Origin of the sequence: Bradyrhizobium sp. WU425 (assembly GCF_021052305.1) — a bacterium.
Classification (GTDB): Bacteria; Pseudomonadota; Alphaproteobacteria; order Rhizobiales; family Xanthobacteraceae; genus Bradyrhizobium; species Bradyrhizobium canariense_D.
The window spans coordinates 1,721,159-1,738,211 of the sequence record NZ_CP088089.1 but is presented as its reverse complement, the minus strand read 5'-3'; the positions used below and the strand labels follow the sequence as shown (position 1 = coordinate 1,738,211).

Annotated in this window: 9 protein-coding genes and 2 pseudogenes; 5 read left to right on the top strand and 6 right to left on the bottom strand. The window is 56.5% G+C overall.

All coding sequences use genetic code 11. From position 1 onward, the window contains the following. Position 1 precedes the first annotated feature (1 nt). Positions 2-1,222: a radical SAM/SPASM domain-containing protein gene (locus BcanWU425_RS08315; RefSeq protein ID WP_231190345.1), complete on the top strand. Its 1,221-nt coding sequence runs from the start codon at positions 2-4 to the stop codon at positions 1,220-1,222. A 1,012-nt stretch (positions 1,223-2,234) separates the two neighbouring features. Here BcanWU425_RS08315 and BcanWU425_RS08310 read toward each other — a convergent pair. Next, positions 2,235-3,782 (bottom strand): Fic family protein, encoded by a 1,548-nt coding sequence (locus BcanWU425_RS08310; RefSeq protein WP_204513997.1) that lies wholly within the window; start codon positions 3,780-3,782, stop codon positions 2,235-2,237. Between the two features lie 356 nt (positions 3,783-4,138). On the opposite strand from BcanWU425_RS08310, the gene BcanWU425_RS08305 reads away from it, so the two are divergent. Together BcanWU425_RS08305 and BcanWU425_RS08300 are read left to right on the top strand one after the other, a co-directional pair. Then, positions 4,139-5,188: a nucleoid-associated protein gene (locus tag BcanWU425_RS08305; protein WP_231190342.1), complete on the top strand. Its 1,050-nt coding sequence runs from the start codon at positions 4,139-4,141 to the stop codon at positions 5,186-5,188. Further along, positions 5,148-6,581, top strand: coding sequence for a hypothetical protein (locus BcanWU425_RS08300; protein WP_204512262.1), 1,434 nt, complete (start codon positions 5,148-5,150; stop codon positions 6,579-6,581). Before BcanWU425_RS08305 ends, BcanWU425_RS08300 begins: the two co-directional genes overlap by 41 nt. A gap of 482 nt (positions 6,582-7,063) precedes the next feature. Here BcanWU425_RS08300 and BcanWU425_RS08295 read toward each other — a convergent pair whose 3' ends face one another. The 3 genes from BcanWU425_RS08295 to BcanWU425_RS08285 all read right to left on the bottom strand — a co-directional run bounded on the left by BcanWU425_RS08295 (position 7,064) and on the right by BcanWU425_RS08285 (position 13,844). Continuing rightward, positions 7,064-9,427: a DNA methyltransferase gene (locus BcanWU425_RS08295; RefSeq protein ID WP_231190339.1), complete on the bottom strand. Its 2,364-nt coding sequence runs from the start codon at positions 9,425-9,427 to the stop codon at positions 7,064-7,066. After that, positions 9,427-12,150 (bottom strand): DEAD/DEAH box helicase, encoded by a 2,724-nt coding sequence (locus BcanWU425_RS08290; RefSeq protein WP_204512264.1) that lies wholly within the window; start codon positions 12,148-12,150, stop codon positions 9,427-9,429. Before BcanWU425_RS08290 ends, BcanWU425_RS08295 begins: the two co-directional genes overlap by 1 nt. Positions 12,151-12,815: 665 nt before the next feature. Then, positions 12,816-13,844 (bottom strand): IS110 family transposase, encoded by a 1,029-nt coding sequence (locus BcanWU425_RS08285; protein WP_231190336.1) that lies wholly within the window; start codon positions 13,842-13,844, stop codon positions 12,816-12,818. A gap of 159 nt (positions 13,845-14,003) precedes the next feature. Here BcanWU425_RS08285 and BcanWU425_RS08280 point away from each other — a divergent pair. Continuing rightward, positions 14,004-14,687 (top strand): annotated as a pseudogene (locus BcanWU425_RS08280) (ISL3 family transposase); the annotation flags it as partial. A 209-nt stretch (positions 14,688-14,896) separates the two neighbouring features. On the opposite strand, the gene BcanWU425_RS08275 reads toward BcanWU425_RS08280, so the two are convergent. After that, positions 14,897-15,319, bottom strand: coding sequence for an AAA domain-containing protein (locus tag BcanWU425_RS08275; protein ID WP_204512266.1), 423 nt, complete (start codon positions 15,317-15,319; stop codon positions 14,897-14,899). Between the two features lie 5 nt (positions 15,320-15,324). Next, positions 15,325-15,609: a protein kinase domain-containing protein gene (locus BcanWU425_RS08270; protein WP_204512267.1), complete on the bottom strand. Its 285-nt coding sequence runs from the start codon at positions 15,607-15,609 to the stop codon at positions 15,325-15,327. A gap of 161 nt (positions 15,610-15,770) precedes the next feature. Here BcanWU425_RS08270 and BcanWU425_RS08265 point away from each other — a divergent pair. Continuing rightward, positions 15,771-17,045 (top strand): annotated as a pseudogene (locus BcanWU425_RS08265) (IS5 family transposase); the annotation flags it as partial. Positions 17,046-17,053: the final 8 nt, after the last annotated feature.

Here is a 17,053-nt window from a genome sequence, read left to right as displayed (position 1 = left end):
AATGTCAAAGCCATTCGCGATCAGCTTCGACCGGCTCGAACACTATAACCTCAACGTGGGCCCGGTGCAGGAGTTCGGCGACCTGCCCGAGTGCGAGGTTGCGATCAAGACTATCGGCTGGACGCTGGGGAACGATTGTCCATATTGCTGTACGCACTGCTACAGCATGAATGCTAGGGAGAAGGGGAGCGACCTTACCGTCGAGATGATCGATCGGATCGTCGATCAATTGAAGAAGCACGGCGTTGAAACGGTCAATCTCGGCGGAAATGAACTGCTCTTCACCAACGGATCGACCCCCAAGGCGACCTTGCTGCCCTACATCATCAGGAGGCTCGCGGACGAGGACATCCTGGTGGGCCCCACGACCAGCGGCATATCGTTGGTGCGGTTGTACAAGGATCACTATCGGGAATTTCGCCTGTTGAACGATTGCGACGTCTCGTTCGACTCGCCGTTCGAAGACGAACACAATGAAAATCGGGGAGCTAGCATCTTTCGGCAAGCTGTGGAGGCGCTCGATATCTGCCGCCGCGAGGGCATCTCGCGGACTTGCATCATGGCGGCGATGAACTGGAACTTCTCCATCGGGCACATTGAGCACCCGCCAAGTTGGCGAAATCGCACGACGCCAACGTTCCGGATCAACCCGATCAAGGCGACCGAGCCCGCGCATGTGAGGATCGCGCTTCCGCCGAGCATGTACTATGCCGGTTTCGCCCGGCTGATGGAGTTGTGCGATCCCGTGGACCTGGGCGAACCTCCCATCGCGGCGGTGACCAACACCTCGGAGGCTCGGCGATGTCCTTGCGGAGGAACGTCATTCAGAATCCACTCGATCTCGCCAGACGGCAATGTCCATGTGAGTCCTTGCGTCTATCTACATGACTACGAGTCGGAATTCGATCTGCTGACGAATGAGCTGTCGGAGATCATTTCCAGCCCGCAATTTCGGGGGTTCAGGCAGCGCAACGCAAATCCGGAAATAGTCGAGGGATGCAGCGGGTGCTCGTTGCTCGCCAAATGCGGCGGGGGATGCGTGGCCAGGTCATATCTGTATCGTCGGCACATGACGGGCGGCACGACCATGCTTGCGCGCGATCCCTATTGCCCGGCTGAGCAAAGGCCACAGCAAGCCTTTCCACAATCGCCAGCTCTGAAGCGAGAGGAGCGATTGGTTCACATGGACTACTTTTGTACCTGGATCGGCCAGCCACACTAGCATCGTCTTGACGACTTCGAGGGCGGGTTGATGTTGAGAAACTTAGCAACCATAGGAGCTGACTATGGGTGACGCACTAGGTGAGCGCGGCAAACCGCACCCCGTCCCGACGTGCTTGGGAAAGCACACTGAATAAAGCAAGAATATATTTGGAAGCCTTAAGCTCTCGATATGAAGAGCCCAACGCCTGTGCGTCGTGCAACATGCGCAAGGCATGCCACTGATGATCTAGCGGTGACTTCAAATACGCTGATGCCTCTGAGAATACGCTGGTAGCGGCGCCACTGAAGAATGCTGCGGCGTCCAGGACAGATGCCGCTTGTGGGACACGCTAGAGAACAGTCGATATTGCGTCGCGCGTTGCCGGCTTCGGCAATGGCGCACAGGCAGTGACGAGCGAACGCGGCAGCCCCAGCCGTGGGGCGGCAGCGGCACCGAGAGTTTGGGGTCTCGATCGCGGTCCCCGGGTCTCGTCCGGTGTATCAAGCTGCCGCGCGTAGGTGAGGACTCCGCGTGCGTGCGCCGAGTAGCCGTTGCCTTCAAGTTGAGCGTGCCATGCCGGCAGGCCGGAGCCGGCTGGCTCGATCTCGAGATAAACCAATCGGCTGGCCCCGGTGTCGCGCCCGCAAAGTGGCCAAATCGGGCTGGTGTCGTCACTACGCGCAGGAGCGCGAATGGTTTGGTCTGTTCAGCACGAAACCCGTCCAAGAGCCGCGGTCCGGCGCCATCAACATAGTCGGCATCGATGCAATCAAATTCGAAGGATGCACGGCGATGAGCGCTCGTGCTCAAGGAATCCACGCGCGAGACGCGCGCGTACAGTCCTCTGCGGGGAAACTCTGGCGGGATGCGGATAAAGAAGAAAAAGAAGATAACCTCCCAGGGTCAAAACTCACCGATGCGGCGCGTCTTAGCTGCGACCACGCCGACAGAGGGCGCTGTTTTTTATCAAGGGCTCGACCAGCATCTGAGCCGACAGGCCCCATTCAATGAAGGTGGCACCCTGACACAGTCAACTCGCCGTTCCAGAGTCTTTCGAGAAGGCCGCTTGATAAAGCTCCTCAATCCTCGTGACTTCATCCGGCGTTAGTTCGGAGAATTCGTTGTCGCGGGCACGCTTTGAGAGTTGCCCTCCATTCTGTTGCAGGAATCCGAAGAGGTTGTTGAGCGTCCGCTCCGGCATTTCGATCATGTTCTCGATGCCCGCGCGGAAGGTATCGAAGCTCCGTAAAAATTGCGTTTCCTTTGGAAGATCTTGTTCGATGGTCCTCTGCACGCATTCGTACAGAAACTCGGCGTGGGGCGTCGCGTCAAAGAAACGATAAAAATCACCTGTATCGTTCAAGACCTTGACGTTGCCCTGTGGGGTCGACTCCCATTCAACACATGGAAGCAATCTAGTCGAATAGCTTTCCAACACGCTCTTGTATTCGCTAATCTTGTCGAGAATCGCGGCAGAAACCGGAAAGTGGATCCCGGCGGGATTGAATCCGCGCCGTGCCAGAACATGGTGCATCAGGTATCGGTGAATGCGTCCGTTGCCGTCCTCGAACGGGTGGATGTAGACGAACCCGAAGGCGAGCACGGCGGCAGCGACGACAGGATCAAGCTCGTTTTCCGCCGCATGATCGAACGCGATCAGTGCGCGCACGAGGGAGGGGATATCTTCGTGACGCGCGCTGATATGATCCGGGATAGGTCTTTGCGTCTCGCGTTCATGCTCGCCGACGAAACCACCTTCGTTCCGGAAACCAAGTTTCACGAAGCGCTCATCGCCGATCACGATGCGCTGCAGGCGCAAAAACTCCGCCTCGTCGAGCGGTGCCCGTCCCGCTTCACCGATGACCCTGCCCCATCGCTGGATACGGTCCTGTGGCGGTCTCTCTCCTTCAATGACGTAGCTTGACTTTGAATCCTTGAGGAGAAGGAAGGCGGCAGTTCGCGCGAGCAGATCCTTCGGGACTTGGCTCACCACGACACGGGCGCGCTCCTTGAGATCCTGCGCCATAAACTCGCCCAGTGCTGGAGTCTTGAAAACAAGCGGGCAGAACTCCAGTGTTCCTGGCAGATTGTTGCGGACGCGGTGCCGTGCCGAATTCTGCCCGGAGGTAGCGTATTGGAGTTCGGTATCGACGGCATCGACGTAAGAGACCTTATCTGCCGCAGGCAGATTGAGTTGGCGCTCCAACAGCCATTCATGGAGAAACCAGATACGACGCGTGTACAGACCGGTCGGCTTCTGTCTTACAAGGTCCGCAACCTGATCCTCGTTCACGGCGAGGAAAAGCCGCTTCAGGATTGCAAGATCGAGTCCTTCATTCTTGAGAGCGAAGGTGAGATGTCCCTCAAGCGTCGCGTCCGGCGCATGGCGTGGCGTATAGATGCGCCATCCCCCTTGCTCAATGATCCGGTGCTTTGTTCCGATGGCCGAAAGCAAGCGCGGGACCGGGGCGGATAGGTTGTAGGCGTCAATCAGCGCAGCATAGCCAGCAGGAGTTGCCACTTCCGGCAGCCTCCGGTCATGAAAAATACTCACGGGCCCTGAAAACTCTATTTCCATTGTCCCAAATCCGTGAAAAACCTTCTCGGTCGTGAATTTCACTCTCAATTTGGCCTTTGAGCCGCAAAAACCTTTTACACCGTGAAAAACACTCACACAACACGGAAAATGTGAAATGTCTTCGCGAAAACCGTTGGGGTTCTCCCTCGCCCCACCCAAGGGAACACTTTTGAGAGGACCAGCAATCCATTTAGCGGCGTGGCGGCTCGTTCACCGTTCAACAGACCGGCGCCCGACCACACGTTGGGGGTGGAATTCTTAACAAGGTGCAAGATTCTTAACGGAACACGACGCAAATTTTGGAATAAAAGAGCGGCGTGATTGCGATCAGTTCTCTTTTTGTTCTATGGTGATGAATGGCCTTCCTTACTGAGCAGGAACTCGAAAGCCTGCGCATCGATCAGAGCGTTTTTCATATTGTCGGCCCGGGAGAGGAACATTTTCAGCTACTGACTGCGTTCGATGCCGGTCGACACGCAGCTTTTTTCCTGGGCCGCGTCCGATCGGTCAACAGCGGAAACCGATACGAGTTTCTCGCGGACGCGCCGGTGCGGGCGCAACTGGCGCGGATCAGCCGGGATAGGGCAACTTTCCAGGAGGAAAGCGAGAAACTCGCGACAGCGTTCAATGAGGCTCACGGAGGCAGCACGGCTGTCGGTGCCTTCTTGATCTTCTCGCTGTCTTGTTCAGGTGGCCGATTATATGCACTTCTGAAATTCGAGGACGAAAAGGTTCTCAGCTACGACTACGACGTCAGCCGCGGCCGTTCGGGCAAGCCGAAGCCGACCTTCGGCGAGATTGAGCGGACTTTTGTCCAGAACCGCAATGCCCTGCAGAAGGCCGCGCTCATCAAGCTCGGCAAAGAGCGCGACGAAATCTGCGTTGTCGATCGTCAAAATCCGCAGCGGCCTGCGGCCTATTTCGAACAGTTCTTGCTCGTGCGACGCCAGCGAACGGAAGAGGAGCTGACAAGGACAATCGTCGAGGTCACGCGCAACATTGCGCACAAGCACAAAGACATACTTCCGCAGGACACGATGAAAAATCTGGCGCAACGCCTCTACGACGCCAGCCAGTCAGGCGGTTCTGTCGACGGCGAAAGTGCTGAAAATTGGCTGAAGAGCATTTTCGGGCCGCTGCCTGATGATAGCCCCGTGCTGACCGACTTCAAGGCAAAGCTGAAGCGCGAAGGAATGGCGGGCGAATCGTTCGTGCTCCAAAAGAACGCAATTCAGGCTCCCAAGAACCGTCGCGTTGAGACGGCAAGCGGGGTCAAATTGACCTTCCCTGTCGGTTTGATGTCTTCAGTCATTTCGGTGAACCGCGACAGGGGCGAGATTATCATCAGGGACAAGATCACACTCGATGACTTCGAGATCAACACATCTGGTCGAACGCGTACGTGAGCTTGTCGCGAACGGCGCCGTGGCGGACGAACGTATTGACGCCCTCGTGTTGCGAGGCCGGCTACCGTCCGTCGATGCGCAGGTCGCCTGGCTCGGCTTCGTCGACGATGTCCCACCGCCGTTCTCGTCCTTGCAAGTCTATAATCCGGGTCTCGGTGGTGATCTCGTTGGGGGTGATATCTTTGATTCGACCCGTGAGATCGTGATCACGCTCGGAAAGCCAACTGCCGACGGCTGCGCCTTCTTTATCTTCCAGTCCGACATCCCACAATATTTGGCGCAGCGAACTGTCCTTCCGCGCCTCGCGATCGCCGACTTCAATTCCACTCAGGCATTTCGCGCACGAGGATTGGAGTTCGCTTCATGGGATTTCGCGCAAACGCCACCGCGAGCCGAGCCTTTGCTTGGGTCTATCGACCCCACTCGCTATGTTCGTGACTTTGTCCCCGACCGTGAAATCGTTACCGATCTCAATCCCTGGCTATTATTGGCCGCGCCAGCGGTTTCATCGCCGGCGTACCAAGCTTGGGAAACGGTTTCTGCCCGCAGACTGTTGGGCGGTCTCGTCTCCCGCGCCTGGCTCGAGGATGGCCAGGTCTGGCTGCAAGCGGCGGCGACGCCTCCGATCTATCGCATTAGAGCCGATGATCCTGCCCTGCCCGGCGCTCGTTCTCGGTTGACTGAATCCGCCAACTGGGTTTTTCTTTCGGGGACAGATGTCGAGGCACGCCACCTGCTCTTTTCCGGTGAGTTGGCTCGGGCCAGCCGTCCTCAGCAAGATCTCGCCATGACATTGGAGCAGGCGCTTGAGGCTGCCAAAGCTGCCTATGAAGCTCACGTTCAATCATCGAGCCGCGAGACTCTGAAGGCGCTCGCCGATCTCCGCAAGACCGTGATTGATGAAACTCAGAAGGTAGCGCAACGGGCGCAGGATCTTGCGGCTACGCTCTGGCGCGACCTGGCCGTCTCGGCAGCGCCTTTTATACTGAAGATCCTGGGAGATGCGGCCAAGACACCGGGTCCTCTCATCTCTTCCTTATTCTACTTTGCGGCCGCCGTATTCATCGGCCTGTCGTTCGCATTGCAGTGGCGGATCAATGGCGCGTTCTTCCAAAGCCAAGCCTCGTCCCGACGGAGCTGGATGCAAAGTCTTTTTAGTTACATCTCCGTTCGCGAGCGGGAAGAAATCGCTGAAACGCCGATCGAACAAGCGATGAAGAATTATCGGGAGACCCGCGGCGTACTGCTTGTTGTCTATGTACTGTTGATCGGAGCTCTCGTTGCCGCCGGTGTCCACACTCTACACGATGTAACGCCCTCACCTTCGAGCCCCGCTACAGGCGTCGCGCCCAGCCCAGGACCAATTCCGCGGCCTCCGGCAAAGCCGCCGTAAATTCGAGCGTTTCAAGATTTCTACTAGCCGCGTATCCGCGATCGAGATCCAACAGGGCTTGATAATAGTCGAATGCAACTGCGATACCGTCAAGATTGCTTAGGTCGACATATCGATTCTACTTACGGACATCCGAGGTCGCTCGCGTACGACAGCGCTCATCAGCGGCGGAATATTTCGGACACCAAGGGCGGCGAGGAACTTTTTCGCGAATGCGCCAGCCACAGTGAAGCATCGCGCTGAGGCTATTTGGCGAATAGGGCAAATATCGAATGCTAAGGTCAGCCAACCCCTCTACGGGGCGCTCCCAGACTCGCGCATGCGTTAAATCCGGGCGGCCCGCTACTATCCTACTTATTGACGCCACTTGGCTTCAAACAGTTCGAAAATGCCTCTATTCCGGGTTGGCCGAAGACAGTCCACTTTCGATTTGTCCTAACACCGGTGCAGGTACCTGCACGAGACTAATCGGCGACGGACCTTCAACCGACATTGACCGGCACAAGTGTCATCGTGTCGTTTCCGAAGATATCGATTACCTTCACCGCCACGGTGTATCGGCCCGGCCGATCATAGGTGTGCACGGAGGTTACTAGCTCAAGTTCGCGGTTCTGACGGGTCCGGAAACTTTGCCATTCATTCTCAAATATGTAGCCTCCGGTCCATCGCTCCTCGAATTGCGGCATAGCCATTTCACCCTGCGGCGGCTCAGATCCCGGCAGTGAAGTAACCCCGCCAACTCCTGAACCTACCGCGACCTTGATGATTTCCTTGCGTTGCATGTAATCGAAATCCACCGCCCAGTAATCCACCCAATCGGTCCAGTGTTTGGTGAGCTTCTCTTTCTTTACAATCCCGTCCTTGCTCTTGCTCACCTTGTACAGTTGTCCCCGATCGCAGATGACGTCGTTCTTGCCCTCTTTCATCGCAGCAATCGCGGCCTCGGCCGCTCCCTGGGTGTAATAAACGGAAAAATCGGTGAGTTCGATTTTGACGGCCAGCTTGTTCTTCTTTTCATATCGCGGCGTTGCCTCGACGAAACTAACGTCGTGAAATACCACCTGCCCCTTATCTACTGCCCGCTTGTCGAAAACTTCGGCCGGAATGTATTTAGGCACGAGATCAATGCCCTTGCTTCGCGCCTCTTCGAGAACAGCGGGAAACAATCCCATCTCGAATTCAAAAGCCAACACGTCAACACGGGATGCACCACGCTTCCGACACTCCATTACGACTTCTTCAACGAACAAGCGTCCTACTGGCAGATTGATTGGGCCTATCACGACTAGGCGCCCGTTACGTGCGCCGTGAAAAAACCCGTCTTGCGCTTCCGCGCCCCCGTTTCCGCCAAAGCCCGTGGCCTTGTAAGCTCGCAGAATCAGATCACGAAATTCGCCCTCTTTTTGCGCAAGGACTTGCGCTTTCTGCGCTCCAGTCAATCGCCCCGCGACATTCAGGTAGGCCTGCCGCTCGTAACGGCCAAGGTTCAGCACCTCGAAAGCTCGAAACTCCTCTTCTGCAAGCTTCCTTTCCCGCTGCACCGCGATCAATCGCTTTCGAGTCGTGTGGATCGCAAACTTGCCCAGATCGGTGCAAATCCATTTGCGTCCAAGTTTTTCAGCGACGGCCGCAGTAGTTCCAGAGCCGCAGAAGAAATCTGCCACGAGATCATTCGGTTTGCTGTTAGCAGAAATTATGCGCTCAAGTAGCGCCTCTGGCTTTTGAGTGGGATAAAATAATCGTTCATCCGCTTGAGAGTTAATGGCGTCGATGTCGGCAAACACATCGCCAATTGCAACACCCGGCATCTCATCTAGGTATCTCTTATACGCAGGGACAGCGTTCGGGTTTGTCTTAACGACTCTGCCCTCAGCGACAAGCCTCTCCATTTTGTCTCTGTTGTATCGCCAGAATCTGGTGGTACCCATCAACTCGTATTGAGGATGTCCACGCGAACCAGCACCGGGCGCTGTCAAGTTGTCGAGCCGGTACCTTCTGCCGTCGGGATCGCGGTACGAATATTTCGTTTTAAGATACTCTTCGTCATAGGGTGTGAACTGTTGATTGAAGTAGGGCTTTGAGCCGGCTGATCTCGCATAGTAAAAGATGATTTCGTGAATGCGAGGCCAATTGAATGCTCCTTGAGTATAATCGTTCTTTGTGGTTGTCCGTTTCCACGTAATTTGATTGACAAAAGCCTCTCTGCCGAAAATCTCATCGAGAGCAATTCGAATATATCCGGCAACTCGATAGTCGCAGTGGACGTATATTGAGCCGTTCTCGGCCAAGAGATCGCGCATCAGAACTAGCCGCTCATAGATCATTGAGATGAAGCTATCCGCTCCGCGCCCCCATGTGTCACGATAAGCAATTTGCTCCAGCAAGTTTGCTTCCTTGTGGAAGGTCTCGCCGCCGATTTCAATGTCCATGCTAAAATCTGCGCCGACATCAAAAGGCGGATCGATATAGATGAGCCTCAGGCCGCCGGCATCCTCGATCTGCTGGCGCAATGCCCCGGACTTCAACGAAGACAAAATAAGCTTGTTGTCACCCCAAATCAGTTTATTCGTCCACCCGCGTAGCTGGCGACCCCGGCTATCAAACAGGTCTTCTTGCGTTCTGGTCTCGGTACGAGGTTCGTCGATATGCTCCAACGATTGAAACGGTAGGACGGTGGTACATACGTCGCGACTTTTGCCGTTCCAAACAAGCTCGACCTCACGCTTGTCCTCAAAAAGGATAAAGCGGTACTTTTCGGGTAGGGATTTTCCCTGTTGAATGAGTGTTACTAGGTCGCGCTGCTCTGCTTCGCTGAGGTCATACGATTGCTTGTCGTGGCGCGCCATCAGTGGGCCTCTTGGTATTCACGGAAGGTGCCGATCAATCCTGCAAACGACGTTGGCTTATGCTTCTCGAAGCTTTCTTGGTCGACGTAGACAAACCCAAAACGCCGCGCACCTTCGCTAACACTAGCTTCCGTTGCGTCTGCACACCACTGACCAAGCCGCGCCATCTTTTGCGGCACGTCCAACTCCTCACGGCCTTTGGTTTCGACGATCCAAACCGAGCCATCAGTGGTTCGCACGATGAAATCAGGCGTGTAGGTTGAAAGGTCGCCATTTGCTTTCACGTAGTCCAGCTTGAAACCCACCGCCATGTAGTTCTTGCCAAATGCCTGTACATCCGGCGCTGTGTCCAGGAACGACGCGAACGCCAGCTCGAGCCCGCCCGCATTCGCTTCGCCGACTATCCGGTTGAAGACTGACCGTTTGGTCAGCAAAAAATCGCGCGGTTCGGTACGAAACGGGCGGGTGTCGCGCAATCGGATGTGGCCTTCAATGCGCGAACTGCCGCTGTCGCGAATAGTAAGCGCATTAATCGCCATCCGAAAGTGATCGAACAGCACCTTGCCAACTTCAGGCTCCGACAGATTGCGCAGAACTACCGGGTCTTCGAGATCGACCGTCCGGACGAACAGATGATCGCGAATGAAGGTCCTGACCTTGGGATAAAGTAGATCATAGCCGCCCACCAGTCGCAGATCCTTCAGAAGCTGCCGTGCGAAAAACGCGACAACAGAGCGATAATCTGCGTTTCCGCTGTTGTCGAGTTGGATCGTATGATCGACCTCCGAATCCAGCATGGTCTTGAAAACAATCTCGCGGGTCTGTTCGGGCGTGAATGCCTTGACAGGCAACTTCGGGTTCTTAAACGCTCCGGGGTCAAGCTCACTGAGGTCCTTGAACTCGCGATTAAAGCGCCGGGTCAGTCGCGGCAGCGCAATATCGAGCGAATCAATATCTTTATCCGGTGCTTCCGAATCCACTTCGACGATCAGAGAGTCCTGCCGCTCTCGTCCAAAGGCGCCGCCCATGGCAACGCGCTCGAAAGTTACGCCCTCGCTTTGGATCGACTCGACAAAATCCATAAATGCGGGAGTGCCCATAACGGAGACCGTTTCGCCTTGTTCGCTGCCGAAATACATCCGGCGCAAGCCACGCCCGAGCGTCTGCTCCGGCAGAATATTGCTTTTGGCAGCAAACGCGCGTAGCCCAACGACGGTGGTGACGTTTCGAACGTCCCACCCCTCCTTGAGCATCAGCACCGAAACGATTGCCTTGTATGGCGATTTCCAACCATCAATCGCATTGGATTGCTCGCGCAGAAGGTCCAGCTCCTCTTTTTTTTTGCCGGAAGCCGCTTCGGAAATCTCACCGTTGTTCTTGGTGTGGATCACAAGAACTGCGTCCTGCAACTCCGGACAAACCTTCTGCAAGTATGATCCGACCTCATCACAATTCTTGGTATCGTCAACCATGACGAAAAGTACGGCCTTTTTGCCTAGCTTCTCGTGCTCAGCATAGCACTTGCGCCACTCCTCGACGCCGAGTTGCAGATAGTCGGCGTACTTTTCGGTGATAAGCGGACTCTTGTGCTCGGCAAGCTTTGCGCGGCTGGCGGCGTCCGGGAGCACGGGATGCTTGACTACGTTCTGGGCGATCGCTTCGACGAGGGGATAGTCACTCACGGTTTGAACGAAGATCGCGCCATTGTCGTGCCGTGGCGTAGCTGTCACATCGATCTGAAGTGCTAGCCGAAGGTCCTTTTGCAGAAGGCGGTGGTGGATGTCCTGAATGCTCTGAAACCAGGCCATGCTCGGGTCATGGATGTGGTGCGCCTCATCGTTGAATATGGCTAGCTCATCAATCTCTCGTACGATTTCACCGAGGTCTGTGTTGCTATCATTCGTCTTGCCAGCAGGCTGTGCCCCAAACGGTGCTAGGAAATAGTCACGAAGATCATCATCTTCGAGCGAAGGTTCCGGCACATCGCCAAGATAGACTCGATGAATATTTGTGAGAAAAATGTTGCCCGCCGGACGGACGATGCGGACGTCATCTTGAATATGGAGCGCAACTTGAAAGTCGTCTCGCCAGTTGCGCCCCGCATGGCCATTGTCCGGCAATATCGGATCGTTGAAAAAGATACGAAGCCCATCAAAATCTACGCGCAGCCGATCCAGCACAATGATGTTGGGTGCGATCAGCAGGAAGTTTCGTGAAAGGTTCGAGTTTGCTTCATAACTCTTGTGGAAATAGCTCCATGCGATCAGCAGCGACAACACTTTAGTCTTTCCCGCGCCCGTGGCCATTTTGACCACGAAACGCAGCCAGTCTTCATCGAACATATTGGCGGACACAGCGCCGGAAGCATCAAAGCGCAGGAGGTCGTACTTGTCCCGCGCACCTCGTACATCGTAGAGCCAGATAACGGTCTCGACGGCCTCGCGCTGGGCGAAGTAGTAGCGGAATTCCATTTGAGTGCCGTCCGCCTGTTCGACGAGGTGGCCGGTCTCAAACCACCAAGTCAACAATGCGCGGGATGTGTTCGAGGCTCCTGAGTATCCTGCGTCCCGCCACGCCTCCACCTCTTCGCGAATTTTGGCAACCAGCGGCGGTAGCAGCTTTTCATACGCGGTACTGCGAAGCTCTTCTGCAGCCGGAAACCAGCGAGTATGCGGGGAGAGTATTTCGTAGGGAGACTCAGGAAAATCGGGGTGCAGTGCCATAAAACTCGCTCGTAGAAGAAAGGTCCAAAGCGGCATTGCCGTGTATCACAACTCGGAGCACTTCAATAACAAGATTACATTGGGGCCTAATCCAGCCCGAAGATGGCTCTCCGACTTTGGTTGTGTATCTTTCTTGTACGGCGCGCATGTGCAGCGGTAGCGAATTCCGACCTAGTACCCATCCACACTTATTAGTTGCAAGTTTTCGTTTCAGTTGTCACATTGTCGCTTTGGAGGAGTCCACGCAGTCTTTCGAATGATGCCAAATCATTCGACGACAACATCCTTAGCTTTTTCGAAGCATTCGACGCCGTTGATGTCATTCGGCCCTTTAATTGCGGTTTGATGTCAAGTGGTGTCTCCTTTCTTGAAGGCGGTAGCGCTCGACCTGTCGGAGCCCGCCATTGCGTAGACAGGGCGAGCGCGGGTGATGACGATGCCAGTCCGGTTGCGGTTTGGCGGCGTTGAGCCTGATGCCATCGCTGGGGTCATGGTCCTTTCCGAGGTCGCGCAGCGCCTCATGATGATGTCCGGGGCGGACGCCTCAACGTCTGCAGCGGGGTACGGTCAAGCCGCCACCAGCCGAATGAACGAGGTCGTCACAACCACCTTCCCAGCGGGACATCGCCAGTCCGGCGAACCGGACCAGGAGCTAATAAATAAAATCAGGCTTCCTTCGCCTGATCCCAATCGAACGGTGTGCCATCGACCCAGACGCAGTGGAGGATCACGGCGATCTTGCGGGCGATGGCGACTTTTGCCTTTCTCATGCCAATTCGCTTGGCAAGCTTTATTCCCCAAGCCTTGAGAGAAGACCATTTCTTGGTGCGATAAAGCAGCACCGTCGCCGCCTCGAACAGGTAAGCCCGGAGCAGACGGTCGCCCCATCGGGATATCTTTCCGTTGATGTCCGTTTCGCCAGATTGGCTGCGCCGCGGTGTAAGACCCAGATAGGCGCCGACGCTTGATGCGGATCGGAAGCGCGATGGATCATCGATCGTATTGCGGAACGTCAAGGCAGTCACCACGCCAACACCAGGAACCGTCATCAGGCGACGCGTCGTCTCATCCGACTTCGCCAACTGGCGGACTTCGTTGTCGAATGTGCCTTGTTGCTTGCAGATCTGCTCATGGATCGACAGAAGCGGCGCGACCGCACTGAGGAGCTGATGATCTTCACCCAATAGCTCGCGAACCTGATTGCGGAATTGCAGGCCGATCGCACGGGGGAACAGCAAGCCGTATTCTTTGATGAGACTGCGGACCTGGTTCTCGATATCTCGACGAATGGCCACGAGCCGGGATCTCGCCACGAGTATCGCACGGATCTTCTGACTTTCCTCGCTCTTGACCTTGACTTCTCGATACCACCCAACCCGTACCAGTTCGGCCAGACCTCGAGCATCGTTCTGATCGCTTTTGTTCATGCGCACTGACAACGCCGCGTGCGCATGCCGAGCGTCGATACAGACCACTGGAAGATCAACCCTACGAAGCTCGTGCCAAAGCCAACTCGCCATCGCCCCGGTCTCAAAACCAATGCGCTCGGCGTGTGGAGCTCGCTTGCGAAGCAGTGCCGTGAGCGTCCCGGGGTCGGACTTGGCCTTTCCCTCGAACAAGACCTGACCTACCTCGTCGACCACACATACTGACGTTTCTTTCTGCGAGACAGCCAGCCCAACATACTGCTTCATAGCCCCTCCGATTCGTAAGATTGCGGAAGACTAGAAGATAGCGGACCCTTCGTGCCGCGGGCGCCGACCGCAATTACGCCATCGTTTGCAATATTGGCTCTGACTCATTTCTGATGAAGTTCGCCGGCGACTGTGGTTCTTCAACGGAGAATCGGCGCCATGCGGACAGGCTTTCGAATTTCATCGCTAGGACCGAGTGGTTTGGTGTTTGATGGCGTAAGTGATTCAGAGGATTCGGTTATTCTGGCTGTTCGGTCAGAGGCTGCGGAGGCCCAGTGCCCTTTGTGCGCGACACTATCGCGCCGAGTCCATAGCCGCTACATCCGGCACGTGGGCGATTTGCCATCAGCGGGCAGAAAGGTGCGCCTCCGATTACTCACGCGGCGCTTCACATGTGAGGTGCTGCATTGCCGCCGGCGGATCTTCGCGGAGCGGTTCGGAGAAGACGTCGTTCCGCTTCGACGGCGTCGGACGGCACGGCTCGAACACATCGTCCATCACCTGGGGTTGGCGCTCGGCGGCCGGGCGGCGGCAAGCTTCGCCAAGCGGCTCATGCTGCCCGTCAGCAACGATACCTTGCTGCGGGTGGTCCGCCGGCGGACGGCGATGCCGATGGATCCCTTGCTTGTTGTGGGTATTGATGACTGGGCGTTCCGGAGAAATCGTCGGTACGGGACCATCGTGTGCGATTTGGAGCGCCGGCGGATCGTTCCCCTGCTGCCCGACAGGGAAACTGCGACCGTTCGGGCGTGGCTATCGAAGCACCCGGGCATCAACATTGTGTCGCGAGATCGCGGTGGTGGATATGGCGGGGCAGCAGCCAAGGCGCTGACCGCCACTGTGATTTGCTTAGCTTGACGATGTCCAGCTCCCTCCAGACGATCCAGGACCATCCGGGCTCACTCTACTTCAAGCGGATTCTCGAACGTGTTTCCAATTTGCCGTTCCGCTCTTCGCGGCTCCTTGGACGTCGTATACCAAGTTATAGGCGCCTCAATTTCGGGCGTGAGCTTTAACCCATGAGATTTAATGGGACTCCGGAGTGTCTTGTCCTAGAAGCATGCGCTCACCAAATCGCCTATCGGTTCGATCATTCGCCGCTGGATCTTAAGTTCTGCACGGCATGCCGACGGCAGCCCTTGAGCGGCGGCAATCATTCGATCGAGTACGGTCGCGCGAATCTCTCTCTTTTCGTCGAACTTTTCGATCAGCTCTTCGCCTAGGTCTTCAAAAAATGGAGGCAACTGCTTCGGATCGCCAACGATGATCCATCGATGGCTCCTTGCCAGAGGTACTAGGATTTCTGTAGCCGTTGCTTTTGACGCTTCATCCACGATGCACAGATCGAACTCGACGTCGTCGACACCTTTTGTCCCAGCGATGCCGACACAGGTTGCTGCAATGATTTTGGAGGAGTTCATCACCGCGGCATTAAAGTCGCCCCCACGCCCAATTCTAAGATTCCAGCTTTCCAAGAGCGCTAGCCGATGTTCTTGAGAAACGCATTCCAGCTCACCGCCCCGCGACGAAGAATCCAGTCCTCCAGATTTTCATCAATCCACTCCATGGCGAGAAACCAGCGTCCGGTGGAATCGCGATCAACCGTAATCAACTCAACAATATTTGGATGCTTGAGCCGCTCCAGGGCAGTGACTTCGCGCTGAAAAGATGCATTGGAGCGCTCCTGATCAGCGTGCTGCTTCATTCGTTTGACCGCAACGAAATGACTGGATCTCAGATCGACGGCCTTTTGGATCGTGCCCATCCCTCCCTCTCGGATCTCTGGAAGCAGAAGAAAGCGCCCGCAAAGAGGCTCTGGATTTGAGGATGTCGACTCAGTCATAATTAGGAAGCGCCTAAAATGAGCTTTGCAGATTAGGGGATTTAAACATTTTCAACACTGATGGTGGCAGCCGCGCGCAATACAATCTGAAGCACGAGTTGGTTCTGCTTGCCGGCAAGATCGATTGGGACTGCATCGACGGCGAGATCGCGCCGCTCTACAGCGAGAACGGCCGGCCGGGGATCGAGACCCGCTTCATGATCGGGCTGTTGTTGCTCAAGCATATCTACGGGCTGTCCGATGAGGGGGTGTGCGAGCGCTGCGTCCACGACCCTTATTTCCAGTTCACCGGCGAAGAGTTTTTCCGGCACGCTTTCCCGCACGAACGCTCGGACCTGAGCCATTGGCGCAAGCGGCTCGGCGACAAGCTGGAGCTGCTGCTGGCCGAGAGCCTGCGGGTGGCGCACGAAGCCGGCGCCTTACGCAGCCAGGACCTCAAGCGCGTCACGATCGACACCACGGTGCAGCCGAAGGCCATCACTTTCCCGACCGACGCCAAGCTGCTTCATGCGGCCATCCAGGGCCTCAACCGCCTGGCGAGAAGGCACAGCGTCAGGCTCCGGCAATCCTATTCTCGCGTGGCGAAGGCCGCTGCGATGATGGCCGGCCGCTACGCCCATGCCAAACAGTTCGGGCGGCATCAGCGGCAGTTGCGTATCCTGCGCAGCCGGCTGGGCCGGATCATCCGCGACATCCGTCGCAAGATCGAGGGCCAGCCAGCCCTCGAGGAGGCATTCGCCCTTCCGCTTGGCCGAGCCAGCCAGATCCGCTCCCAGCAGCAGCGCCAGCGCGGCTGGATGCTCTATTCCTTTCATGCCCCGGAGGTGGAGTGCATCGGCAAAGGCAAGGCCTCAGCCCCTTACGAGTTCGGCGTGAAGGCCTCCATCGTCACCAACAATCGCCGAGCTCCCGGCGGCCTGTTCGTACTGCATGCCAGCTCGCTGCCCGAAAATCCCTACGACGGTCACACCTTGCGGAACGTCATCGACCGGACCGAGACGCTCACCGGATGTCCGATCGAGCGGGCCTATGTCGACAAGGGATACCGCGGCCACGATGCTCAAAATCCACGTCGCGTCTTCATCTCCGGCCAAAAGCGCGGCGTCTTCGGCGTCATCAAGCGCGAGCTGCGCCGCCGCTCCGCCATCGAGCCCATCATCGGCCACATGAAGACCGAAGGTCACCTCGGTCGCTGCTACCTCAAAGGCCGTGCCGGAGACGCCGCCAACGTCATCCTCTCAGCCGTCGGCCACAACTTCCGCCGCATCCTAGCCTGGCTCAGAGAACTCTTGTGCCTGTTCCTGGTCCGACTATGCCGCGTGCTGGCCGGTCCAGCCCCGCTCAATTCGCCTTCTTAACGGACGAC

What these genes read in the sequence shown, in the direction of transcription:
- BcanWU425_RS08315 (WP_231190345.1), top strand. Translation starts at nt 2, where the DNA reads ATGTCAAAGCCATTCGCGATCAGCTTCGACCGGCTCGAACACTATAAC.
- BcanWU425_RS08310 (WP_204513997.1), bottom strand. Translation starts at nt 3,782, where the DNA reads ATGGAAATAGAGTTTTCAGGGCCCGTGAGTATTTTTCATGACCGGAGG.
- BcanWU425_RS08305 (WP_231190342.1), top strand. Translation starts at nt 4,139, where the DNA reads ATGGCCTTCCTTACTGAGCAGGAACTCGAAAGCCTGCGCATCGATCAG.
- BcanWU425_RS08300 (WP_204512262.1), top strand. Translation starts at nt 5,148, where the DNA reads ATGACTTCGAGATCAACACATCTGGTCGAACGCGTACGTGAGCTTGTC.
- BcanWU425_RS08295 (WP_231190339.1), bottom strand. Translation starts at nt 9,427, where the DNA reads ATGGCGCGCCACGACAAGCAATCGTATGACCTCAGCGAAGCAGAGCAG.
- BcanWU425_RS08290 (WP_204512264.1), bottom strand. Translation starts at nt 12,150, where the DNA reads ATGGCACTGCACCCCGATTTTCCTGAGTCTCCCTACGAAATACTCTCC.
- BcanWU425_RS08285 (WP_231190336.1), bottom strand. Translation starts at nt 13,844, where the DNA reads ATGAAGCAGTATGTTGGGCTGGCTGTCTCGCAGAAAGAAACGTCAGTA.
- BcanWU425_RS08270 (WP_204512267.1), bottom strand. Translation starts at nt 15,609, where the DNA reads ATGGGCACGATCCAAAAGGCCGTCGATCTGAGATCCAGTCATTTCGTT.